Origin of the sequence: Nocardia exalbida NBRC 100660 (assembly GCF_000308575.1) — a bacterium.
Lineage (GTDB): Bacteria > Actinomycetota > Actinomycetes > Mycobacteriales > Mycobacteriaceae > Nocardia > Nocardia exalbida.
On record NZ_BAFZ01000061.1, the window covers coordinates 151,513 to 173,677 of the forward strand.

Sequence of the window (22,165 nt, forward strand, 5' to 3'; positions counted from 1 at the left end):
ATGGTTCTGCAGCACACCGAAACCCGGCCCGAGACGGCTCGCTACGATCGCTACCCGACCCGTCTCGGCACGCAGGCTCCGCATCTGGAGCGCGCCGACCCCGCGATGTGGGGAGAGATCGAGAGCCCGGAACTCGCCTCGTTCGACGCCGACGGATTCGCCATCCTGGACCAGCTGCTCACGCCCGACGAAGTGGCCCACTTCAGCGGCGAGATCAGCAGGCTCGCGAACGACCCGGCCCTGCGCGACGACGACCGGGTCATCGTGGAGAAGTCCTCGAACCGGGTGCGCTCGGTCTTCGAGGTGCACGAGCTGAGCGAGGCGATCGCCGAACTGGTGCGTCAGCCGCGGGTGCTCCGGCTCGCCGAGCAGGTGCTGGGGTCGCCGGTGTACGTGCACCAGAGCCGGGTGAACTACATGCCCGGCTTCCGTGGCACCGGGTTCTACTGGCATTCCGATTTCGAGACCTGGCACGCCGAGGACGGCATGCCCGCGCCGCGTGCGGTGAGCCTGTCGATCGCGCTGACCGACAACTACCCGATCAACGGCAGTCTCATGGTGATGCCGGGCTCGCACCACACCTTCGTGCCGTGCCTGGGCAGCACCCCGGCCGAGCACTATCGGGAGTCGTTGCAGGAGCAGGAGATCGGCGTGCCGACGACCGACGACATCACCGCGCTGGCGAACCGCTACGGGATCAGCCAGTTCACCGGCCGGGCGGGCTCGGCGCTGCTGTTCGACTCCAATCTCATGCACGGGTCGTCGAACAACATCACGCCGTTCCCGCGCTCGAACATCTTCGTGGTGTTCAACAGCGTGCACAACACGCTGGTCGAACCGTTCGCCGCGCCCGCCCCGCGACCGGGTTACATCGGCAGCCGCGACTTCACGCCGCTGTCGGCCTGAGCCGGAGCAGCCCCGCGCGTGTGGCCCGCCCAACCCGCTGGGCGAGCCGCACGCGCGGGGCGTTTCGCGCGGCAGCCGCCGACCTCGCCCACCCACGGGTCAGGCAAGCCGCCGGATCGCTTCCGGACCCAGATCCGCGATCGTCGGGTACCCGTCCACCGCCATCAGCAAATCCGCCTCGGCGAGCAGTGCACGCACCACGTGCACGAGGCCGTCGACGCCGCCGAGGGCGAGTCCGTACGGGTAGGGACGGCCGATCCCGACGGCCGTCGCACCGAGCGCCAGCGCCTTGACGATGTCGGCGCCGGTGCGGACGCCGGAGTCGAAGAGCACGGGCAGACCGTCGGCCGCCGCGACCACCTCGGGCAGATGCTCGATCGCCGGGATACCGCCGTCGGCTTGCCTGCCGCCGTGATTCGAGCAGTAGAGGCCGTCGACGCCCGCGTCCTTGGCTCGCCGCGCGTCGTCGGGATGACAGATGCCCTTCAGCACGAGCGGCAGTTCCGTCAGCGACCGAAGCCATGCCAGGTCATCCCACGTCAACGCGTTGCCGAAGAGCGAGATCCAGGTCAGGATGGCGGTCTTCGGGTCTTGCTCGGGTGGACTGGCCAGCAAGCCGCGGAACACCGGATCGCTGAAGTAGTTGGCCAGGCAGTGTCCCCGCAACTGCGGGAAGTTGGATATCGCCAGATCGCGCGGGCGCCAGCCGGGCACCCAGGTGTCCAAGGTGACGACGATGGCCTTGAAGCCCGCGGCCTCGGCCCGCTGGACCAGGCTCTGCGCGAGGTCCCGGTTGGTGGGGGTATAGAGCTGGAACATTCCGGGGGTGTCACCGAACTCCGCCGCCACCTGTTCCAGCGGATCCACGGTGAGGGTGGAGGCGACCATCGGGACGCCGGTGCGCGCCGCGGCCTTCGCGGTGGCGATGTCACCGTGCCCGTCCTGGGCGCATAATCCGATCACCCCGACCGGGGCCAGGAAGACCGGCGTCGGCAGCGTCATCCCGAACAGTTCGATCGAGAGGTCTCGCGTCTTGCTCGCGCGCAGCATGCGGGGGACCAGGCCCAGTTTCTCGAAAGCCGCCACGTTGGCACGCTGGGTGCGTTCATCGCCGGCCCCACCCGCCACATACGACCAGACGCCCGGAGGTAGCGCCGCCTGGGCCTTCGCTTCCAGCTCGGCGTACGTCATCGGGAAATCGGGCAGCACACCTCCGAGGCCTTGGAAATAGATCTCGTTCTGATAGTCGCCGAAGTTGGTCACGCCGCTCCTGTCCTCGTCTCGATGCATGAATGTATCGGATACGTTCCTGTAGCGAGCCCGGTTCACGCCCGCAGCGCCTTGTACAGGATCAGCCAGTGATCGGGCGAGACCAGTCCGACCTGCTGTTCGAGCGAGATCCCGGCTGCCCGGCAGGCGCCGTGCACCGCGCGAGCGGGGAACTCCCGCCGCAGCGACGCCGCCACACTGCCGCCGACCCCCGAGAAACCCAGCTCGACCAGTCTGCGGTACTCGCCGAGCCGCTCGCGCGGCAGCAGCGGAGCCGGCCGGGTGCGCAACCGGAGGATGGCGGCATCCACCCGCGGAACCGGATGGAAGCTGTGCCTGCCGACGCGCGCGCCCAGCTCGATCGCCGTCGTCGGCCAGTGGCCGACGGTGAGCTTGGTCCAGCGCCCGTAGTCACCGGAGTGCTTGCGGGCGAATTCGAGCTGGGTGAGCAGGGCGGCGGAGGTGAGTCCTCGCGCGGCCAGACACCAGCGCACGATGTCGGTCGTGCTACCGAACGGCACGTTGGCCACCACCGCGAACGGCTCGCGCGGCGGGCGCACCGCACGAAAATCTCGGTGATACAACCGAATTCGCGGATCGCCGGCGTATCGGCGGCGCAGCAGTGCCGCGTAGCGCGGGTCCTTCTCGTATGCCTGCACCCGGCTGCCCGCCTTCAGCAATTGCCTGGTCAGCATGCCGTCGCCGGGTCCGATCTCGAGGACGAGATCCTCGGCGGTGATGCCGGAGGCGCGCACGATCAGCCGGGCGGCGCCGGCATCGGTGAGGAAATTCTGCGACAGCAGTTTTCGCGTGTTCGAGGCGACGGCCGCGCTGCCGCGGGCACGCGAAAGGGAACGATGGTGGGACATGGGTGTCCTCCGAACGGAGTGGTCGAATCGGGAAGGTCGATTCGCCCGGACCCATGCCGGGGCACGAAGAACCCGGCGGCCGCTATCGGCCGCCGATGCGGATTCCGCTCGAACGGATCAGGAGATCGGAGCGATACGGTGCGCCGGCAGAGCCCGGGCCTCCGTACGCAGCCGGACGTGATACGCGCCGACCGCGTACGCTCCGTTCACGCCAGGACTGCCACACATGTCCCGCAACGTACGACACCGCGCTTCCAGGTGCCACTTCTTTTCCCGCGAGGTCGGGGTGGACCAGGTGGGATTCAGAGGGATGTCGGCTGACCCACCACGTCCGGGTCTTGCAGCTCGGCGGCGAAAGTCCGCCAGGACTTGGCCTCCGCGTGTTTGCCCAGCTGGTCGAGCAGATCGGCGAGTTCGGCGATGGCGCGCGGCTCGCGGCGGTCGGCGGCGGTGCGCCACCAGGATTCGGCTCCGGCGGGATCGCCGCGCCGTAGTCGAACCATGCCGAGTTCGTATGCGGCGCCGGCGTGCCCGGCCTCCGAGGCCTGCGCCCACAATCCGCACGCCTGGTCTTCCTCGCCCCGGCGGTACATCGCTACCCCCAGGTCGTAGAGCGCACCACGATATCCGGGATCGCCGGACTGCCCGGGCTCGCTCGACCGCCGCGGCGCATCGACCGGCGCGGAGCGTTCGGCCAGACGCCGCAGTCCGTCCGAAGCCGGCGCGGCGTCGGGAAGGATGCCGGGCGCAGCGATCGGCGTACCCGCCGCGGGAGGGGAGTTCGTCACCGGCGGGCCGATGTGCGGGGCCGGTGAATTCGTTGCGGGCGGCATCGCCCGCGACACCGGTTCGCCGGAAGATTTCGACACGTCCGGTGTGGGATCCGGCTTCGCAGCGCCGGAACCGGCGAGCGCAGTGTCCGCAGCGGGTTTCGGGTGCGTGCCGACCGGCTCGAATGCGCGAAATGGGGCCGCTGCGGTCCCAGGGTCCGCGACCGGCGAGCTGGAATCCCTGTGTGGCCCTTCCGTCGCCGAAATTTCCGCCTGGGACCGGGTGTGCCTGCCGTTGCGGGCGAATGCGTGAAAGGGGTCCGGTGCGCTCCAGGGGTTGGCGACCAGCGGGCTGGATTCGGTGCGAGTCCCGTCGGCCGCGGGGCGAGGGATGGGCGGGAATTCCGGGGCGGGTGGCGTATTGCCGGTTACCGGGCGTGCCGGGTCTTCGGGCGGATGCGTATGCGCGACCGGAGGGCCGAAGGCGCCATACGAGTCCGCCGTGGATCTCTCGGTGCGAGGACGGATGTAAAGACCTTGCGCGGGTACTTCGGCATTCGTCTGCGGATTCTGCGGGACGCCGTTCGCTTCGGACCGGCTGTCGGTGGCGCGTGGATCGGGACCACTGTGCGCGGCGTCCGTCACGGATTGTCCGGCGAGCGGGCTCGGCGCCGGGTTGTCCGGGCTGCGGGAGCCGGAAGCGGAGTGCGGAGTTTCCGGAGTGGATCGTGCGGCGCGGGACGACTGCAGATTCAGGAAAAGGCTGCCCGATCGCTGGGGCGGCTTGCTCTGGGACGCTTGTCCGTTCCCGTCGCCCACGGCCGCGGACGACTCGGCGGCAAGCCACTCGGCCGCAGCCGCGGGTTCGAGCGCTGCCGCAGTGGTGTCGATCCGCGGAACCGGCATGGTCGGCGCGGTGGGCGGACCCGCCGAAGAAGCGGCAAGCGAGGCGGGCGGGCTCATGCCGATCGAAGTCGCCGCCGGTGTGGCGGTCGCCGGCGGCTCCGGCGCGACGGGAGTGGGAGCGGTGGAGACTTCCACCACCAGGTTCGCGAAGTTCGGCGGTCCTTCGCCGATGCTGCACCACAAAACGACGCGACCGTTGGGCCGGTGCTCGACAACGATGCCGTAGTTGCCCGCCCAGGACTTCTGCGTGCCGAATTCGTCCACCCAGACCGGTGTCAGGGTCACCAGGGTCACCGGCGCGGCGGGCGTGACATCGAAGCTCACCCCCGCGGCCAGCGCGTCGCTCCACGCGTCGACGCCGGCGAGTGAACGTCCGTGCAGGTCCAAATAGCCGTCGACGACCGAGAGCCCCATTCCGAGGCCGCGCAGTCCGGCGGGTGGCGCCGCCGAGATCATCGTCAAGGTGACGGTGGTGGGTGCGGGACCGACCTGCTCGGTGTACATCGGGTAGACCATGCTGCCGTGCCAGCGAATCGGGTCCGCGCTCTGGTAGCGCGCGGCCAGCGGCAGCTCTTCGGGCGTATTCCGGGCAGCCCACGACGAATACCGCTCGTTCACTGTCGCGCGCCTGCCTTTCCACCCGATCCCGACCGCCGCCCCCGCGCCGGGCGGCGGGGTATACCGTACTCGCCGCGAACCACGACTGCGTTGCAATCCCTCGGCCGTAGGTAATGCCCCGAGGCTCAACGCTACCGGGGGGTTCGTCTCATTTCCCAATGGTGCGCAACGCGCCGTGGTCAGCAGGTGATCGCGTGGTGAGCTGGGTCGCACAGTGCTGTACTCGGCCATCCGGCGTGTGGGCTGCCGGCTCCGGAGGACCCCGCCACTGTGCGTCACAACATCGCGCCCCGCTTTCCCGGGCTATCGATCCGCAGCGGCGTCGCCCCGGAACCGGCGGGGCGGGGTGCACCATGGAGTCGTCGTCTCGCCGGAAGCGCTTCCACGGAACGCCGAACAGTCGACCAAGCGCTTGCTACGCTCGATCGATGATCTCCACGGTGGTCTGGGGGACCGGCAATGTCGGCCGGGCGGCCATCCGGGCCGTCGATGCTCACCCCGCGCTGCGTTTGACGGGGGTGCTCGTGCACGATCCGGCGAAGATCGGCCGCGACGCGGGCGAACTCGGCGGCCTCGGCTATGACCTCGGCGTTCCGGCCACCGACGACGTCGGCGGCGTTCTCGACACGCACCCGGACGCGGTGGTCTACGCGGCCTCCGGCGATATCCGTCCCGACGACGCGCTCACCGATATCCTGCGCGCACTCCGCGCGGGCGCGGTGGTCGTCACCCCGGCGCTCTACGCCCTCTACGATCCGCGCAACGCACCGCCGGAGGTCCGCGACCCGGTGCTGGCCGCGATCGCCGAGGGCGGCGGCTCGCTGTTCGTCTCCGGTATCGACCCCGGTTGGGGCAACGATGTACTGCCCCTGCTGATCAGCGGGCTCGGCAGCACCGTGGAGACGATCCGCTGTCAGGAGATCTTCGACTACTCCACCTACGACCAGCCGGACTCGGTGCGCTACCTGGTCGGCATGGGTCAGCCGATGGACTATCAGCCGCCGATGCTCGCGCCGTCGGTGCCGACCATGGTGTGGGGCGGGCAGATCCGGCTCATGGCACGGGCGCTCGGTGCCGAACTCGACGAGATCCGCGAGACGCTGGACCGGCGTGCCCTGGACGCCACCGTCACCACGACATCCATGGGCGAGTTCGCGGCGGGCACGCAGGGCGCCGTGCGATTCGAAGTCCAGGGCATCGTCGATGGGCAGCCGCGTCTGATCATCGAGCACGTCACCCGAATCCATCCCTCCTGTGCGCCCGATTGGCCCACACCGGCCGACGGCGGCGCGGGTGCGCACCGGGTGATCATCGAGGGTCACCCGCGCATCGAGGTGACCGTCGAGGCCACCGACGAAGACGGCAACCGCTCCGCGGGCGGGAACGCCACGGCCGTCGGCCGCCTGGTCGGCGCCATCGACTGGCTGGTCGCCGCGCGGCCGGGACTCTACGACGCACTGGACATCCCGCTGCGGCCCGCGGCCGGCAAACTCGGAAGGAAGCACCCATGATCATCGACGTCCCCGAGGGGAAGGATCCGATCGGCTACGTCTGGGGCGAAATGGTTCCCGGCATCGGCGTCGCCGCCTCGAATTTCTCGCTGTCGGTGTACTCGCACAGCACGCTCGGCCTGCGCGAATTCGAGGCCGCGCGGCTGCGCATCGCCCAGCTCAACGGGTGCCTGTTCTGTATGGACTGGCGCACCGAACGGGACGGCGCCAAAGTCGAGCCGGAATTCGCCGACGCGGTCACGCAGTGGCGCACCACCGACGCCTTCGACGAACGCACCAGGCTCGCCGCCGAATACGCCGAACGCTACGCCACCGACCACCACAATCTCGACGAAGAGTTCTGGAACCGGATGTTCGCCCACTACACCCAGGTAGAAGTGGTGGAACTGAGCATGAGCATCGGCTCGTGGCTCGCTTTCGGCCGGCTGAATCGTGTGCTCGGCCTCGATTCGGTCTGCGTGCTGCCCGATCATTCCGCCGGCCGATGAATCGACGCCGGAGCAGCTAAGCCGGGATTCTCGACACCCACGCCGGCTGCCCGTCGACCAAACCCAATTCGAACTCCTCGGGAGCATCCAGCACGGCGCCGAGTTGACGGAGCGCTCGATCCGCCGAGATCTCCGCCGGAAAACGGATGTATTCGAGGGTCGCGCCGGATATCCGGGCTCGGAATCGGTACCGGAATTCGACGTGACCCGCGTAGGTCAGCGCGATGCGGCCCTGCCAGTCGATGTCGTGCCTGCCGTCGGGACGCCGGGTGAAGAAGACCTCCTGGTCGGCGACCGAGTCGTGCCCGAGCAGATAGATGTTGAACGCCAGGCATTCGACGTCGTCGGCGTGCGCGAGGGGCAGGGGATCGACCGTGAGACGTTGCGGCTGTTCGGATCGCAGCAGAAAAGGACGGCCGGGGGCCGCGGCGCGCAGCCCGGTGGCGTCGTCTTCGCCCCAGTACGTGGACGACAACGTGCAGCTGTGATAGTTCTGCCAGGTGATCGGCGACATCCAGCTCTCGCCGTTGTCCTCGTCGTCAGTGGCGTCGCGTTCGGCGTTGTACGCCGCGGAGCGCAGATGCAGATCGAACCACAGGCTGCCGGCCTGGTCCATGCGGCCGGTCCACGCGAACTCTTCGATCGCGTGCCCTTCCGGCCACGGATTTCCCGGGAACACAATTCTCCCGGCGGGCGAGAAACGCACCAGGTCGGTCCTTTCCATGCCGACACACCCTAGCGACCGAGACCGACAAACTCGACATGCCAGAACCGGGAAGCCGCGCCGTGCCGGGTTCCGCCTCAGGCCTTGGCCGGTGTCTCCTCCTCCGGTCGGGCGGCCGGAGGCTCGTCCACCGTCCGCTTCGGCCCGGTGAACCAGGTCCGGGCCGAGGCCAGCCACCAGATGCCGATCGCGCCCACCACGCCCACCAGGGTGATCGGCGCGTAATTCACGGTGCTCCAGGTGAATTCACTGTGCCACGGATACCCGCGGGCGTCGGTGGGCAGGATGAACAGCACGCTGATCAGCGCGATCCAGATCAGCGCGATCCATCCGACCGGGCGGTACCACGAGCCCAGTTGCCATGGACCGGTGCGGAATCGAGCCCCGTGGCGCTGCCGCAGCAGGATCGGGATGCCGTAGGCGATATAGAGCCCGATGGTCGCGATCGAGGTGGCCGCGGCGTAGGCGGTCGGTGCGTTCGCCGGGGGCACCAGCATCGAGGGAATCAGCAGCACGAACGCGAAGAAGGAGATGAACAGCACGGCGTGCACCGGCACCTTCCGCGGGGAAAGCCTCGACCAGAACTTCGACCCGGGCACCGCGCCGTCGCGGGCGAACGCGAACAGCATCCGGGAGGCGGAGGTCACCGAGGCATATCCGCAGAACAATTGCGCGACCGCCGCGATGATCAGCAGCAGCCCCGACCAGAACCCGCTCAGCGAGTTCTCCAGGATATAGATGACGGGATATCCGCTGTTCTTCTCCGGGTCCAGCGCGTCGTCCAGATTCGGAACGGCGAACGTCACCGCCATGATGAGCAGATATCCGGCGATCGCCGATACGACGATCGTGTTGATGATCCCTTTGGCGGCCATCCGGGAGGCGTCGTGCGTTTCCTCCGACATATGCGCCGAAGCGTCGTAGCCGGTGAACGTGTACTGCGCGTGCAGCAGACCGAGCAGGAAGCTGAACGCGACCCCGCCGAATCCGATCGCGCTGTTGTCGACGGTCTCGGTGAAGACCCATCCGGCGCTCTGGTGGTGCCGCGCCCCGAATCCGAGGACGACGACGAAAATCGCCACGCCACCGACGTGCCACCACGCGGACACATTGTTGATCACCGCCGACAGATGCGGGCCGAGCGCGTTCAAGGCCGCGTGCAAGACCAGAATGGCGGCGAACACCAGGAAGATCGCGGTGCGGTCGGTGCCGATCTCGATCCCGACGACGTTCAGCACGACCGTGGTGAAGATGGCCGCGCCGTAATCGATCGCCGCGGTGACCGCGATCTGTCCGATCAGGTTGAACCACCCGGTGAACCAACCCCACACCGGTCCGCCCAGTTCGGCGGCCCACCAGTACAGCCCGCCCGAGGTGGGGTAGGCGGAGGCCAATTCCGCCATGGCGAGCCCCACGAACAGCACCATGATCGAGACCAGTGGCCATCCCCAGGACATGGTGATCGGGCCGCCGTTCGCCAAACCGATACCGTAGCTGGCCAACCCGCCGGTCAGGATGGACACGATGGTGAAGCTGATGGCGAAATTGGAGAAGCCCGACCAGGACCTGGCGAGTTCTTGTTTGTAGCCCAGTTCGGCGAGCCGACGTTCGTCGTCGGAAGGGGGTCGGGTGTCGGTCATATCGTGCTCCCGGGTGAAAACGCTGCCCTCATACCGCGTTTGCCAGAAGATCAGTGTGCGGTACCGACCGGTCGACCGCATGGCAACCAGCGAATTCGCGAAACGGCGGCCCCGGCGCCTGCCCGGGGGACGCCGAACGTAGCGTGAGGGCCATGAGCGAGCGACTGGTGGTCATCGGCGGTGACGCGACGGGCATGTCGGCGGCCTCGCAGGCACGCCGGATGAGGGACGCGAGCGCGCTGGAGATCGTCGTCTTCGAACGCGGCGGGTTCACCTCGTACTCGGCCTGCGGCATTCCGTACTGGGTCGGCGGACACGTCGCCGAGCGGGACGCCCTGATCGCCCGCACACCCGAGGAACACCGCTCCCGCGAGATCGACCTGCGGCTGTACACCGAGGTGACCGAGATCGACGTCGACGCCGGCCGGGTGCGCTACCGCCACCGGGAGACCGGCGCTTCGGCGTGGATGCCCTACGACCACCTCGTGATCGGCACCGGCGCGCGCCCGATCCGGCCACCGCTGCCCGGTATCGACGCCCAGGGTGTACACGGAGTGCAGACCCTCGACGACGGGCAGGCGCTGCTCGGGACGCTGGAGCAAGCGCGCGGGAACCGCGCCGTCGTGGTGGGCGCGGGGTACATCGGCGTGGAGATGGCGGAGGCGCTCATCCGGCGTGGTTACGACGTCACCATGGTCAACCGCGGTCCCGAACCGATGTCCACGCTCGATCCGGACATGGGCGCGCTGGTGCGCGAGGCGATGTGCGGGATGGGCATCAAGGTCGTCGGCGACGCGGAAGTGGCCGGGCTGCGGACCGCCGAGGACGGACGGGTCGCCGCGGTCGTCACCGATGCCGCGGAATATCCGGCCGACGTCGTGGTGCTGGGCATCGGCGTGCACCCGGAGACCGAGCTGGCCCGCGCCGCCGGACTTCCGCTGGGGCAGCACGGCGGGCTGCGGACCGATCTCGCCATGCGGGTGCGCGGGCACGAGAACATCTGGGCAGGCGGTGACTGCGTCGAGGTGCTGGATCTGGTCTCGGGCCGGGAACGTCACATTCCGCTCGGTACCCACGCCAACAAACACGGTCAGATCATCGGCGCGAACATCGGCGGGGGATACGCGATCTTTCCCGGCGTCGTGGGCACCGCGGTCAGCAAGGTCTGCGAACTCGAGGTGGCCCGAACGGGCCTGCGCGAGAAGGATGCCCGAGCGGCCGGTCTGCAATACGTGACCGTCATGGTGGAGGCCACCAACCGGGCGGGCTATTACCCGGACGCGGCGCCGATGACGGTGAAGATGCTCGCCGAGCGTTTCACCGGCCGCCTGCTCGGCGCGCAGATCGTGGGTCGCGATGGCGCGGGCAAACGCGTCGACATCGCGGCGGTCGCGCTGACCGCCCGGATGACCGTCGAGCAGATGACGATGCTCGACCTCGGCTACGCGCCGCCGTTCTCCCCGGTGTGGGACCCGGTTCTGGTGGCCGCGCGCAAAGCCGTCACCGCAGTGCGCGCTCGCGGCTAGCGCGTTCAGGCGCCGAAGAGTTCGAGCAGTTCGTTGTTGCCGAACATGACCGCGGCGTCGCGGGCCGACGGAGTGCCCGCGTCGGGGTCGGCTCCGGCCGCTGTGAGGTGCCGGACGATCTCGGTCTCGCCCTTGAAAACCGCCCCCGCCAGCGGGGTTTGGCCTCTGTCGTTCGCGCGGTTCGGATCGGCCGACCGCTCCAGCAGCGCCGCCACCGTCTCTGTGTGCCCGTGGTACGCGGCGAGCATGAGCAGCGTGTCGCCCGCGTCGTTGGTGAGGTCGACCGGCACGCCCGCGTCCACATAGGCGGCCAGCCGCGCGGAGTCACCTCGGCGAGCGAAGTCGAACACCTTGCCGGCCAGTTCGAGCAGTTCCGGATCGATCTCCTCGGCGCTCATCCGCTCACTCCTCTCCCGGGCCGCGCCCCGGTCAGCGCGTTGCCGCAGGCTTTCCCAGTTGTTCGCGCACTATGCGCAGATCGGCGACGAACGCATCGTAGGCCGCGGTGCGGTCGGGCGCGCGCAGCACCGACGACGGGTGCACCGTGGCGATCGCGCGGAACTCCGCCGTCTCGACGACGTCGCCGCGGCGTTCGCTGACCTTGAACGACGGGCCCAGCAGCGCCTGCGCGGCGATCGCCCCGAGACACACCACCAACCGCGGCCGCAGCAGACCGAGTTCGGCGTCGAGCCATGCCGAACAGGCGACCACCTCGGTGCGGCCGGGTTGTTTGTGAATTCGTCGTTTGCCGCGCTCGACGAACTTGAAGTGTTTCACCGCGTTGGTCACGTAGACCGCGTCGCGGTCGATGCCGACGTCCGCCAGCGCCCGGTCGAGCAGCCGTCCCGCAGGGCCGACGAACGGCTGCCCCGTCACGTCCTCCTGATCGCCGGGTTGCTCACCGATCAGCACGACATCCGCGTCCGGGGGACCCGCGCCGAAGACCGTCTGCGTGGCGTGGCGGTAGAGATCGCAGCCACGGCAATCGCACGCCGCTTCGCGCAGCCGCGCCAGGTCCGCGTCCTCGGGGACGAACATCGCGGCGCCGGGCGCCTTCATCGCTGTTCTCCTCCTGCCCTTCGCGGGGCTGCGACCGCCATTCGCCGACCTCCTTCGCCGACCGATGCTGCTGGCGGCTTACCCGGTTCCGTGGCCCTCACGCGCCCCTCGCGAATCTCCCTCCCACGTGCTGAACGGCCGGACATGGGTCGGTATAGTCGCCGCGGATGAGTAGTGTCACCGCCACCGCCACCGCCGCAACGCCGATGTCCCAGAACCGTCGACTCGGGCGTGTGCTTCGGCTGGCGCCGGTCCTCTCGATCGCGTTCTCCGCGTTCTGTCTGCTGACACCGGTCTGGCCGTTCCACAAGATCACCGGCGGGTTCATCGATCTGCAGGTGTATCGGCTGGGCGTGGACGCCATGCGGCACGGCGCCGACATGTACGGGCAACTGCCGCAGACCACCATCGGGGCGGGTCTGCCGTTCATCTACCCGCCATTCGCCGCGCTCGCGCTTGGCCCGTTCGCGATGCTGCCCTGGGATGTGGCCGCACCGAGCTTCTTCGTCTCCTCGGTGGCCGCGCTCGCTCTCGCGCTCTATCTGGTGGCGCGGCGGGTATGGCCGCACGAGTCGCAGCGCGGGCTCGCGGTCTGGGCCACCGCGTGTGCCACTCCGTTGGGATTGCTGCTGGAGCCGATCCACTCCACGCTGGACTTCGGTCAGGTCAACCTGCTGCTGATGGCCCTGGTCGCGGCGGATTGCCTCACCCACAAGCCGCGCTGGCCCCGGGGCATGCTGATCGGCATCGCCGCCGCGATCAAGCTGACACCCGCGGCGTTCGTGCTCTACTTCCTGGTCCGCCGGGACTACCGTGCGGCCGCGACCGCCGCGGTGACCGGTGCGGCCGCGACGGCGCTGGGCTTCGCGATCCTGCCGAAGGAGTCCGTCGAGTATTGGTTCGGCGGTCTCGGCAACGTGTCCGGGCTGAGCGGCTCGGCATTCCACACCAATCAGTCGATTCAAGCGGTGTTCGCTCGGTTCGAAGTGCCGGAGCCCGCCTTCACCGCGATCTGGTTGGTGCTCGGTGCCTTTGTGCTCGCGCTGGTCGTCACCGCGATGCGCCGGGCCGCGGACTTGCCCGCGCTCGCACTGGCTCTCAACGCCGTCTTCACGCTGCTGGTCTCGCCGATCTCTTGGTCGCACCACTGGGTGTGGATCGCGCCCGCGTTGTTCGCTGTCGTCGGGTACGCGACCCGCCTGCCCGTCCGGCGGGCGATCGGTTGGTGGGTGACGTTCGTGGTCGCCGCCGCGGTGTTCGTCATCGGCCCGCACAACTGGCTGCCCGACGGCGAGCACCGGGAGACCGCGTGGACGCCCTGGCAGCACTTCATCGGCAATACCTACGTCTGGTTCAGCGTGGTGCTCGTCGTGCTGTTCCTGATCAGCAGCAGGCGCAGCGTCGCTCGGGTCGCGAACCCGTTACCGGAAGAACCGGTTCACGCGTCCGATGCCACGCCTTCGGCGTTGACCGCACGCTGAGTCGGCGAGCGGCGGCTACCTCTCACCGCCTCAGCCCATGCCTGGCGCGGACGGCGCGACGAAAAGGAAGCTCTTCTCCTCGACGCGCTTCTTGATACGCCACTGTCCGTTCGCACGGACGAACGTGTCCAGGTACCACAGTCCGCACAGCATCATCGTCGGCGGCCCGTCACCGCCGGATACCAGCATCGGGTTGTGGCACATCGTCCGCCCGGTGGCCGTGTCACCGTCGACCGTGATGGACGAGTTGCTGATCAGATGTTGGAAGGCCGGGAAGTTCGGGAGGACGGAGGCGAGGAATTCCTTCGTTGCCGCCAGATCGCCCACCGAGCCGCCCATGGCCGAGTAGTCGATGTGCGCGTCGGGGGTGAACACCTCGTCCAGCAGGTCCCACTGCCGAGTGTCGACCGCGTGCGAATAGCGCACCATCAGGTCTTCGATCTCGAGTCGATCCGAAATCTCCTGCAACGACAGCATGCCTGCCTCCGAGTGACGTCGATACCCGGTAGATGCCACCAGGATTCGGCGTGCGAGGCAAGGGGCCGTGTGGTTACGCCCGGTGCGGCAGGATGTTCAGTACCAGCGTGAGTCCCGCCACAATGCTCACGCATGCCACCAGGGTGGTGAACGCGGATTGGGTGATCGTCGCTATGCCGATGGAAAAGGCAAGGCACGTGGCTAAAGCGAGCGCGCCGGTTCCCGGTTCCACACCGGCGATCCGGGTTGGTCGGTGATCCGTCATAGCTATGTAATACCCAGAGCGTGCCGTTACGAAACCGTGATAGACAGGCGGCTTTCCAACCCGGGCGTGTTCGCAGGTCAGGCGTCCCGAGCGCGGCTCAGACCGATGGGCGTACAGTACGTACGTACGGTTTGGTAGCGCGTCTCGGAGTGGCCGATGTGGGATCCCCAGCAGTACCTCGCGTTCGACGACCACCGGTCCCGGCCCTTCTTCGACCTGCTGTCCCGGGTCACGGCGCCCCGACCGCGGGAAGTGGTGGATCTGGGCTGCGGTCCCGGGCATCTCACGGCCGTTCTCGCGCGGCGCTGGCCGGAGGCGATCGTGCGGGCACTCGACTCCTCGCCGGAGATGGTCGCGGCCGCGCGTGAGCGCGGCATCGACGCGACGCTCGGCGCGGTGCAAGAGTGGCAGCCGGGCCCGGAGACCGATGTCGTCGTGAGCAATGCCGTCCTCCACTGGGTACCCGGTCACCCCGACCTGCTGGTGCGGTGGATGCGCGCGCTGTCCTCGGGCGCGTTCCTCGCCGTTCAGGTGCCCGGCAACTTCGACGCGCCCTCCCATCGGGCGATCCGTCTGGTGGCCGCCCGCGACGAGTGGCGCGACAGTCTCGGCCGAGCGGGCATCCTCGAACCCCAAGCGGTGCTCGATCCCGCCGGATACGCCGACCTGCTTGCCGCCGCGGGCGCGGCTGTCGACGCCTGGGAGACGACCTACTTGCAGCGCCTGACCGGGGACGATCCGGTGCTCGAGTGGGTCTGCGGCACGGCGCTGCGGCCCGTGCGCGGCGCGCTCGACGACCCGCGGTGGCGGGAGTTCACCGCGCAACTCGCTCCCTTGCTGCGCGACGCCTACCCTCGGCGCGCCGACGGCACGACCTGGCTGCCGTTCCGGCGGGTCTTCGTCGTCGCCCGGAAGCGGTAGCCGACGCGTCGGCGGCTGCGGACGAGACCGGACAATCAGGTGTCCGCGTCCGGCGTTCGATCTGCTCGCCGCACCGGCCCGGCGGTCCATGCTCTCGTCGGTGCGCCGGGGCGTCAATGGGCTTGCTCGTGCGCTGTGGACAGCAGCCGGTCGACGCGGTCGCGTAGCGCGCCGGAGACGGCGGGCACGCCGATCGACGGGAGCTCGGCGGCTACGTCGGCGGCGAGAAACCGCAGCTTGGTGTTGGTTTCCTGGGATCGAACGCGCAGAATGGCGAACGCTTCGTCGGCATCGAGGCCATAGACCAGCATCACCGCGCCCTTGGCCTGTTCGATCACCGCCCGGGCGGCTACCGGATCGAGATCCCCGGCTGCTGTGCCGTCACCGTCGTCGCTCACGGTGACGCACTACCCGCCCGCGATGGTCTGACACGGCCTCGCGGCGGGTGGAACGACGACACCGCCGATGTCCTCGGCCCTGCGGAAGGGTTGACGCGGGCCGCGTGGATCGCGATACTTCGAACGTCATATCGATTGCGTATAACTCGTCCTGCGGAAACGCGATGGAGACAGATCAATGATGATCCATACGGCAGTCGAAGCATTTCTCCTGGCTCAGGTGGACGACCCCGTCCCCGAGGCTCCCCCGAACTCGGAAAAAATCCTCCAGCTGTTCCGGTATTTCACCTGGTTCGTGATTCTTTCGGGTGTCACCGGAATCGCCTACGCAGGCGGAAGATTCGCCTGGGAGAAGTGGAACGGCGGTCCGCTCGCGTCGGCGAAAATGGTCGCGGGCGGCATGCTCGGCGGCGTCATCGCCACCAGTGCGGGAACGATCATGAACGCACTGATCGGGTGAGTCGGCCTGCGCGGTGCGGCGGAAGCGGTGATCCGTCCGTGGCCGCGGTTATTCGGTGACCTCCAGTTCCACCAATTGACCCGGCGTGAAAGACTTCTCGCGCCGATTGGTCTCCACGCCGAAAACCGCGACCACGAGGTCGCCGCCCGGCTGGACCACTCCCGCTTGGGTGAGGGTGCCGTACCCGACGACGGATTCGCCGACATGATCGGCGAGTTCCGCCGCGGGAATTCGAATTGTCCTGCTCACGGGGCACCTCTATCGAGTCGAAGTGTCACTGGCTGCTGTGTGACTGTTCGCAGGAATCGATCCTAATCCGAGAAAGCGGACGCAGAACCCTTCGGTCGCCACCGAAGCGCAGCGCGCCGACCCCGCGGGCGCAAACTCCGTCGTCAACGCGGAATTCGGTGCGCCATAACGATTTACCCCCGCGGCCTTGACCGGTTCGTGACCAGTGCGAGCGCCTCGGCGACCTCGGCCTGGAAGTGCGGGCATTCGCGAAAGTCCTCGGAGGCGCAATCGAGAGCGTGCGAGACGGTCTCCAGCGCGGCGGTGGCCGCGGCGATGCGGCGGACGAGCCGAGTGCGGTGCGCACGCAACAGCTCGCGGCGAGCGGCCCGGTCGGACGCCCCGGCGAACAGCGCGGCGAGTTCCTCCAGCGACAAACCCACTTGCTTGCCGAGCAAGATCATCGCCACGGTCTCGTCGTCGTCGTCGTGATATCGACGCCGGCCCGCGCCGTCCCGCCGCGGCGCGAGCAATCCCACCTCCTCCCAGTGCCGCAGCACGTGGGGGGCCAGACCGAAGCGCGCCGCGAGTTCACCGATGGACATGTCACCGCCCGCCATACCCGCACTCTAGGCGGCGCGGGCGCTGAGCCGCACGTACAGCCCGATCGGATGCCACCGCGGACGTACCGGCTCTCGCCGTACCGTCGCGGCCTCGAACGACCGGCGCAACGCGCTCTGCGCGGCCGCCGAGCGCACGAACCGGAAATCGTAGATCGCCGCGGTGCCGCCGGGGCGCAGCACGCGTGCCAGCTCGGCGCTCGCGCGGTCGACCTCCGGCCACTCGTGCATGCTGAGACTCGAGACGACCACGTCGAAGCTGCCGTCCGGGTAGGGCAGCGCGGCGACGTCACCCACCGAGAGCTCCGCCGCGCCACCGGGGAGCGCCGCATCGGCGAGCTCGATCATGTGCGGTGACAGGTCCACGCCGTGCAGCCGCAGGTCCGGCCGTCGAGAATGGAGCTGCGCCAGCAGTTTTCCCGGCCCGGTCCCGACGTCGAGTATGCCCGCGCCCGGTCGTGCCGCGGCGTCGATGTCGGTGGCGATCCGCCGGTACAGACCCCCGAGCAGGCGAGAAGCCCGCTGGTCGTAGTCTCGGCTCTGCTTTTCTCCGAACGTTGTCATGTTTTCCTCTCTCGCAATGCGTTCAGCTTGCGAGTTGAGGTCGACCTGAAGTCAAGGGAAAGCGAGCCCGCGGTCTGTGCGCGCAGGTTACGGCTGTGCCGGGTACTTCTGCTCGAGCCATTGCTCGAAAGTAGGCCCGGCGAGGATCGCGCCAGGCCCGGCCAAGAGCGCACCACCGGCCAGCAATTCGTGATCCGGGTCGCCGGTGTCGACGATCTCTTCCACCCGAGCCGGTTCGCCCCGCCGAGCGGCCACCTCGGCTACGGCTACGGCCAGGTCGAACTCCTCCGGCCCGGCGATCTCGACGCGCTCGGGGGCGGTCTCCGCGACGGCCAGTCGCGCCAAATGCTCGGCGACAGTTCGGGCGGCGACGAGCTGAGTCCGGTACTTCGGGACGTAGGCGGTGTCGCCGCGAGTGGTCCAGTCGAGCATCATCTCGGTGAATTCGTGGAACTGGGCCGCGCGGAGGATCCGCACGGGCACCGGACCCTCGCGGTAGGCGTTCTCCTGGGCGAGTTTTCCGGCGTAGTGCCCGGCGGTGAAAGAATCGATGCCGATGATGGAGACCACCGCGATCCGGCGCACCCCGGCGGCGGCCGCCGCATGCTGCACGTTTCGCGCGATGGTGCGGAAGAAATCGGTCACCGCATGGGTCTCGGTGGTCGTGGCGTTCACCGCGTCGATCACGACATCCACCCCGGTCAGCGCCCCCGCCAAACCGTCTGCGGTGTAGACGTCCACGCCGGTCGCTCGGCTGATCCGCACGACCTCGTGACCCTGGTTCGCCAAGACGTCGATCACGTCCCGGCCGACCCGCCCGCTTGCACCGATGACCGCTATCCGCATCGCCTACTCCTTCGTCTCACTGGTTCATCGAGTGGACGAAGTGGCGAGGCGGGGTGTGACACAAGGGGCGTGCGTCACAGTGCCGCCGCGACGGTCGATCCACGTGCGGCGGCAACTACTGTGCTGTGCCTCCCTACTTCGATTCGTGCTGGAGCCGACGGGACAACGCCGGTTGTCGAGATGGAAAGAGGCCTCGGGCCGAGGAGTGCGACCCGCCTCGCCTCGGCGCGGCCGCACACCAGGCGCTGTCAGATGCACCAGACGACGCTGCCGAGCGGGAAGCAGAGCACGACGGAGCCCCAAACCGGCGTCGCCAGATCCGATGGCGTTTCGGCGGAAGCGGCGGGAGCCGCGAGGACACCCACGGAAACGGCCATTGCGGTCGCGGCGAGAACTTTCGTGATTCTGGTGGTCATTATGCATCCTTTGACTCGAGTGAAACTTATCTCTGACTCACGGATTTCATGCTTCACCTTAAGGCCGATGAGCACCAGGCAAAGAAATGTCAAGGTCCCCGGCGTTGCGTAACAGGAAGATCACCATTGGTGCGCTTTTCGGGGTAGTGGACCCGAATGTCGGCCTGAAACATACCGCAAGATTTCTAGGGCCCCATCCAGCGCCCTAATTGTGCACGCCATGAACATACGCGGATGTTCGCACAATGGAGACCGGCGTTGCCAGGTGGTGGCGTGTGCGCGATGGTCTCCGGTCGGTGCGGCTGCTGCGGTCGGCGTCGGTGGATGGCTGATCGGCGAAGGGGCGACGCACGATAACGGGGATCGTTACCCGACCGATGCGGCCCGCGCCCCTGCCGTACCGTTTCAGCCTGGGTGCGCCCCAGTTCGCTGTCGACGCCGGAAGCCGGAACTCTCGGTCGGTAGGTCGGGGGCACCGCATTGCGACACTTCCCACTGGCGGTGAGCCGTGCCCGAAATCGTCCGGTTGCGCGACCCTAAACTGAGACAATGGTGCAGCCAACGCCCTGGCAGTCGAAGGAAACTCCAGACGGCCAGCCCGCCAAGCAGAACTGGGCGGAGAGGGGCGCCGTACCGGCAAAGGCGATTTCGGTCGCGCTGCGCGGGTATTGGGGCTACGTTTGGGCCGCGGCCGGAAGCCTCGTGACGCTGATTTTGCTGTTCCAGCCGTGGATGACCGCGCGCGGCGCGGATGGCAGCGTGAGCACCAACGCTTTCGGCCGGATGCAAATCACCACACGGTTCATGAACGTCTGGTCCCGCTCGGGGCCGCGTCCGGCCCAGATCACCGGCTTCTGGGCCCTGCTGGCCTGTGCCGCCATCGTCATCACGATTCTGGTGATCGTGATCAACCTGCGTCTGCGCCTCGTCGCCCTCAGCCGGCTCGCGACGCTGTCCTCGCTGGTCTCCGCGCTGCTCGTGTTGTTCACCGTGCTCTACATCAACAGCAAGGGCGGCGACATGAAGGCCATGGTCGGACGCCGTACGGACCTCGGCGGCCAGATCGGATCGCTGATGAGCTGGGCGTTCGGCAACGGCAGGCTCGTCGTGCCGGGAATCGGGCAGGTCGCGTACTCGTCGGCGGGTTTGACGCCGTGGGCATTGATCGCCGGCGCGACGTCGCTCGGCTCGGCGGTCGCCGCGCTCGCCCAGTGGATCCGCAACAGATCCGGCGGTCTTTTCGCTGTCCCGTGGCGTGTCCAGGTCATTTCATCGAAGCCGGCGGCCGAACCCGAAGACACGGAATAACCGTCGGCTGTCGGCGGTAGCCGAGCCGTCCTGCGATTCCTCCTCTTGCGTACGACGGGCCTGGGGAGTACCCCGGATACCAGGAGGTGTTCGATGCCGTCCGCACCCCGGTTCCCGACGCGGACAGAAGAAGTCATCGTGCCGTCGGAATACGCCCGATCGGCCGGGATACTGGCCGTGCCTGCGGACAGCACCGCCGTGATCGCGTTCGCGCACGGCAGCGGCAGCGGCAGGCGAAGTCCGCGAAACCGGTTCGTCGCCGAGGAACTGAACCGGGCGGGGTTCGCGACGATGCTGGTCGATCTGCTGACCGCCGAGGAGGAGGGCGACCGCGCGCGCGTCTTCGACATCCCGCTGCTGGCACATCGCCTGGTCGAGGTGACCCACTGGTTACGGACGCGGCCGGACGTCGGCGGCCTGCCGACCGGGTATTTCGGGGCGAGCACCGGCGCGGGCGCGGCACTGTGGGCGGCGACGGAACCCGGGACCGAGATCGCGGCGGTCGTCTCCCGGGGCGGTCGACCGGACCTGGCGGGTTCGCGCCTGGGGTCGGTCCGCGCACCGACGCTGCTGATCGTGGGCGGTGACGACAAGTGGGTGCTGGAGGTCAACCGGGAGTCCCAGCTGCGGATGCCGTGTCCGAGCGAGCTGGATATCGTCCCTGGCGCGACACATCTGTTCGAGGAACCCGGCGCACTCGAACAAGTCGCCGACCTGGCGGTCCAGTGGTTCCACCGCCATCTCACCGTCGTGCTGCACTGACCACCACAGGCAGACCGTCGGATCGGGGCGCTACGCGGGTGCCGAAGCCACGGCTGATGTCCTCGATCTTCTCGCACAACCAGCGGGATTCGCTGCGCGGAGCCCATTCCAGGCGCATGTGCCGCACGCGCAGCGGAATCAGCCGGACCTCCGCCGAGCCGGTATCGAGTGATACCAGATACAACGGATGCAGGTCGGCGTGGTAGCGCTCGTGGCCGCGGATGCCTTCGTAGTCGTCGATAACGTCGCCGCACCCGTACAGGATCGGTTTGCCGCGGTAGATCTCGATCGGACGCGGGTGATGGGCGGAGTGCCCGTGCACCACGTCGACTCCGGCGTCGATCAATCGATGCGCGAACTGTATTTCGGTTCGCGTGACGTCGTAACCCCAATTCGGTCCCCAATGCACGGAGACGATGCCGATATCGTTGTCGCGCTTGTGTGCCGCCACCTCTGCCGCGACATCCTCGGCGGCCGCGGCCCCGGGAGAGTAGCCCACTCGCCACAGCCCCGGCCGGTTGTCGCGTGCCGACCAGGATTCCGGCACCCCGCTCGAACCGGCGGCGACCGAGACGATCACCACGCGGCGGCCATCGGTGAGTTCCACCGTGGCGGGCGCACGGGCGCCCGCCAGGTCCGCCCCGGCTCCGGCGCGGCCGATATTCGCGGCGTCGAGCGCCGCGAGGGTGTCGGCCATCCCGGGGATTCCGAAATCGAGGACGTGATTGTTGGCCAGCGCGCAGACCACCGGTGCGATCGCGGTCAACGCGGGCATGTTGTCCGGATGCATCCGGTAGTGGATGCCTTTCGCGGGCGCGAACGCGCCGTCCGCGGTGATCGAGGTCTCCAGATTCAGCAACCGCACCTCGGGGGCGATGCGGGCAAGGATGGGCAGGACATCACCCCACAGTTGCCCGTAGGCGACCGGATGGGTGAACTCGCCGTACGCGCGTTCGGCCAACTCGACATAGGTTCGCGCGTCGTTGACATATCGTTCGCGCAGCCTCGGGTTGCCGGGGTGCGGCAAGATCTGGTCCACACCCCGCCCCAGCATGACGTCGCCGCCCAGCAGCACGGTCGCCATAGATACCATTTTCGATCATCGCGATGGCGATGTGAACGCTTGCTCGTCG

Annotated in this window: 24 protein-coding genes and 1 pseudogene; 9 read left to right on the forward strand and 16 right to left on the reverse strand. The window is 68.2% G+C overall.

The window, feature by feature from the left end:
• On the forward strand, positions 1 to 906 hold the full coding sequence (gene thpD / locus ON29_RS14715; protein ID WP_040866809.1) for an ectoine hydroxylase: 906 nt from the start codon (positions 1 to 3) through the stop codon (positions 904 to 906).
• A 99-nt stretch (positions 907 to 1,005) separates the two neighbouring features.
• Here thpD and ON29_RS14720 read toward each other — a convergent pair whose 3' ends face one another.
• The 3 genes from ON29_RS14720 to ON29_RS14730 all read right to left on the reverse strand — a co-directional run bounded on the left by ON29_RS14720 (position 1,006) and on the right by ON29_RS14730 (position 5,338).
• The gene (locus ON29_RS14720; protein WP_040866810.1) at positions 1,006 to 2,169 is read right to left on the reverse strand and encodes a lactate 2-monooxygenase; all 1,164 of its coding nucleotides are present in this window, start codon (positions 2,167 to 2,169) and stop codon (positions 1,006 to 1,008) included.
• A gap of 62 nt (positions 2,170 to 2,231) precedes the next feature.
• On the reverse strand, positions 2,232 to 3,044 hold the full coding sequence (gene erm / locus ON29_RS14725) for a 23S ribosomal RNA methyltransferase Erm (RefSeq protein WP_051175206.1): 813 nt from the start codon (positions 3,042 to 3,044) through the stop codon (positions 2,232 to 2,234).
• 302 nt (positions 3,045 to 3,346) lie between these two features.
• Positions 3,347 to 5,338: a tetratricopeptide repeat protein gene (locus ON29_RS14730; RefSeq protein ID WP_040866811.1), complete on the reverse strand. Its 1,992-nt coding sequence runs from the start codon at positions 5,336 to 5,338 to the stop codon at positions 3,347 to 3,349.
• A 428-nt stretch (positions 5,339 to 5,766) separates the two neighbouring features.
• On the opposite strand from ON29_RS14730, the gene ON29_RS14735 reads away from it, so the two are divergent.
• Both ON29_RS14735 and ON29_RS14740 read left to right on the forward strand, forming a co-directional pair.
• Positions 5,767 to 6,849 (forward strand): NAD(P)H-dependent amine dehydrogenase family protein, encoded by a 1,083-nt coding sequence (locus tag ON29_RS14735; protein ID WP_040866812.1) that lies wholly within the window; start codon positions 5,767 to 5,769, stop codon positions 6,847 to 6,849.
• Positions 6,846 to 7,337, forward strand: a complete 492-nt coding sequence (locus ON29_RS14740; protein ID WP_040866813.1) for a carboxymuconolactone decarboxylase family protein — start codon at positions 6,846 to 6,848, stop codon at positions 7,335 to 7,337. The genes ON29_RS14735 and ON29_RS14740 overlap by 4 nt, the downstream gene beginning before the upstream one ends.
• A 16-nt stretch (positions 7,338 to 7,353) precedes the next feature.
• Here ON29_RS14740 and ON29_RS14745 read toward each other — a convergent pair whose 3' ends face one another.
• Together ON29_RS14745 and ON29_RS14750 are read right to left on the reverse strand one after the other, a co-directional pair.
• Entirely contained in the window at positions 7,354 to 8,061 is a 708-nt protein-coding gene (locus ON29_RS14745; RefSeq protein ID WP_051175207.1) for a hypothetical protein, read from the reverse strand.
• A 77-nt stretch (positions 8,062 to 8,138) separates the two neighbouring features.
• On the reverse strand, positions 8,139 to 9,701 hold the full coding sequence (locus ON29_RS14750; RefSeq protein WP_040866910.1) for an amino acid permease: 1,563 nt from the start codon (positions 9,699 to 9,701) through the stop codon (positions 8,139 to 8,141).
• Positions 9,702 to 9,853: 152 nt separating this feature from the next.
• On the opposite strand from ON29_RS14750, the gene ON29_RS14755 reads away from it, so the two are divergent.
• Entirely contained in the window at positions 9,854 to 11,227 is a 1,374-nt protein-coding gene (locus tag ON29_RS14755) for an FAD-dependent oxidoreductase (RefSeq protein ID WP_040866814.1), read from the forward strand.
• A gap of 5 nt (positions 11,228 to 11,232) precedes the next feature.
• On the opposite strand, the gene ON29_RS14760 is transcribed toward ON29_RS14755, so the two are convergent.
• Together ON29_RS14760 and ON29_RS14765 are read right to left on the reverse strand one after the other, a co-directional pair.
• Entirely contained in the window at positions 11,233 to 11,625 is a 393-nt protein-coding gene (locus ON29_RS14760; RefSeq protein WP_040866815.1) for an ankyrin repeat domain-containing protein, read from the reverse strand.
• 31 nt (positions 11,626 to 11,656) lie between these two features.
• Positions 11,657 to 12,286 (reverse strand): UdgX family uracil-DNA binding protein, encoded by a 630-nt coding sequence (locus tag ON29_RS14765; protein ID WP_040866816.1) that lies wholly within the window; start codon positions 12,284 to 12,286, stop codon positions 11,657 to 11,659.
• A gap of 167 nt (positions 12,287 to 12,453) precedes the next feature.
• Between ON29_RS14765 and ON29_RS14770 the strand changes: the two genes are divergently transcribed.
• Entirely contained in the window at positions 12,454 to 13,767 is a 1,314-nt protein-coding gene (locus tag ON29_RS14770) for a glycosyltransferase 87 family protein (RefSeq protein ID WP_063825313.1), read from the forward strand.
• 30 nt (positions 13,768 to 13,797) lie between these two features.
• Here the strand turns inward: ON29_RS14770 and ON29_RS14775 are convergent, their stop codons facing one another.
• Positions 13,798 to 14,244, reverse strand: a complete 447-nt coding sequence (locus ON29_RS14775; protein ID WP_040866817.1) for a nuclear transport factor 2 family protein — start codon at positions 14,242 to 14,244, stop codon at positions 13,798 to 13,800.
• Positions 14,245 to 14,317: 73 nt separating this feature from the next.
• Positions 14,318 to 14,509 carry a hypothetical protein gene (locus ON29_RS14780; protein WP_040866818.1) on the reverse strand — a complete coding sequence of 64 codons (192 nt, stop codon included), beginning with the start codon at positions 14,507 to 14,509 and terminating at the stop codon, positions 14,318 to 14,320.
• Positions 14,510 to 14,665: 156 nt separating this feature from the next.
• Between ON29_RS14780 and ON29_RS14785 the strand changes: the two genes are divergently transcribed.
• A complete protein-coding gene (locus ON29_RS14785; protein ID WP_040866819.1) occupies positions 14,666 to 15,430 on the forward strand; it encodes a trans-aconitate 2-methyltransferase in 765 nt (254 codons plus the stop codon).
• A 113-nt stretch (positions 15,431 to 15,543) separates the two neighbouring features.
• Here ON29_RS14785 and ON29_RS14790 read toward each other — a convergent pair whose 3' ends face one another.
• Positions 15,544 to 15,828: an ANTAR domain-containing protein gene (locus ON29_RS14790; RefSeq protein ID WP_051175208.1), complete on the reverse strand. Its 285-nt coding sequence runs from the start codon at positions 15,826 to 15,828 to the stop codon at positions 15,544 to 15,546.
• A gap of 181 nt (positions 15,829 to 16,009) precedes the next feature.
• Here ON29_RS14790 and ON29_RS14795 point away from each other — a divergent pair, with 181 nt between their 5' ends.
• Positions 16,010 to 16,288: a hypothetical protein gene (locus ON29_RS14795; protein ID WP_040866913.1), complete on the forward strand. Its 279-nt coding sequence runs from the start codon at positions 16,010 to 16,012 to the stop codon at positions 16,286 to 16,288.
• Positions 16,289 to 16,336: 48 nt separating this feature from the next.
• Here ON29_RS14795 and ON29_RS14800 read toward each other — a convergent pair whose 3' ends face one another.
• From ON29_RS14800 to ON29_RS36405, 5 genes are all read right to left on the reverse strand, one after another.
• A complete protein-coding gene (locus ON29_RS14800) occupies positions 16,337 to 16,537 on the reverse strand; it encodes a hypothetical protein (RefSeq protein WP_040866820.1) in 201 nt (66 codons plus the stop codon).
• 173 nt (positions 16,538 to 16,710) lie between these two features.
• Positions 16,711 to 17,136, reverse strand: a complete 426-nt coding sequence (locus tag ON29_RS14805) for a MerR family transcriptional regulator (protein ID WP_040866821.1) — start codon at positions 17,134 to 17,136, stop codon at positions 16,711 to 16,713.
• Positions 17,137 to 17,145: 9 nt separating this feature from the next.
• A complete protein-coding gene (locus tag ON29_RS14810) occupies positions 17,146 to 17,700 on the reverse strand; it encodes a class I SAM-dependent methyltransferase (RefSeq protein WP_040866822.1) in 555 nt (184 codons plus the stop codon).
• Positions 17,701 to 17,787: 87 nt separating this feature from the next.
• The gene (locus ON29_RS14815; RefSeq protein ID WP_040866823.1) at positions 17,788 to 18,546 is read right to left on the reverse strand and encodes an SDR family oxidoreductase; all 759 of its coding nucleotides are present in this window, start codon (positions 18,544 to 18,546) and stop codon (positions 17,788 to 17,790) included.
• A 248-nt stretch (positions 18,547 to 18,794) separates the two neighbouring features.
• Positions 18,795 to 18,962 carry a hypothetical protein gene (locus ON29_RS36405; protein ID WP_169332575.1) on the reverse strand — a complete coding sequence of 56 codons (168 nt, stop codon included), beginning with the start codon at positions 18,960 to 18,962 and terminating at the stop codon, positions 18,795 to 18,797.
• Between the two features lie 549 nt (positions 18,963 to 19,511).
• Between ON29_RS36405 and ON29_RS14820 the strand changes: the two genes are divergently transcribed.
• Both ON29_RS14820 and ON29_RS14825 read left to right on the forward strand, forming a co-directional pair.
• Positions 19,512 to 20,270 carry a hypothetical protein gene (locus ON29_RS14820; protein WP_157172782.1) on the forward strand — a complete coding sequence of 253 codons (759 nt, stop codon included), beginning with the start codon at positions 19,512 to 19,514 and terminating at the stop codon, positions 20,268 to 20,270.
• 114 nt (positions 20,271 to 20,384) lie between these two features.
• A pseudogene (locus tag ON29_RS14825) lies at positions 20,385 to 21,032 on the forward strand (dienelactone hydrolase family protein); the annotation flags it as partial.
• Here the strand turns inward: ON29_RS14825 and ON29_RS14830 are convergent.
• Positions 21,013 to 22,116, reverse strand: coding sequence for a CapA family protein (locus ON29_RS14830; protein ID WP_085994881.1), 1,104 nt, complete (start codon positions 22,114 to 22,116; stop codon positions 21,013 to 21,015). The pseudogene ON29_RS14825 and the gene ON29_RS14830 sit on opposite strands and share 20 nt — an antisense overlap.
• Between the last annotated feature and the right edge of the window lie 49 nt (positions 22,117 to 22,165).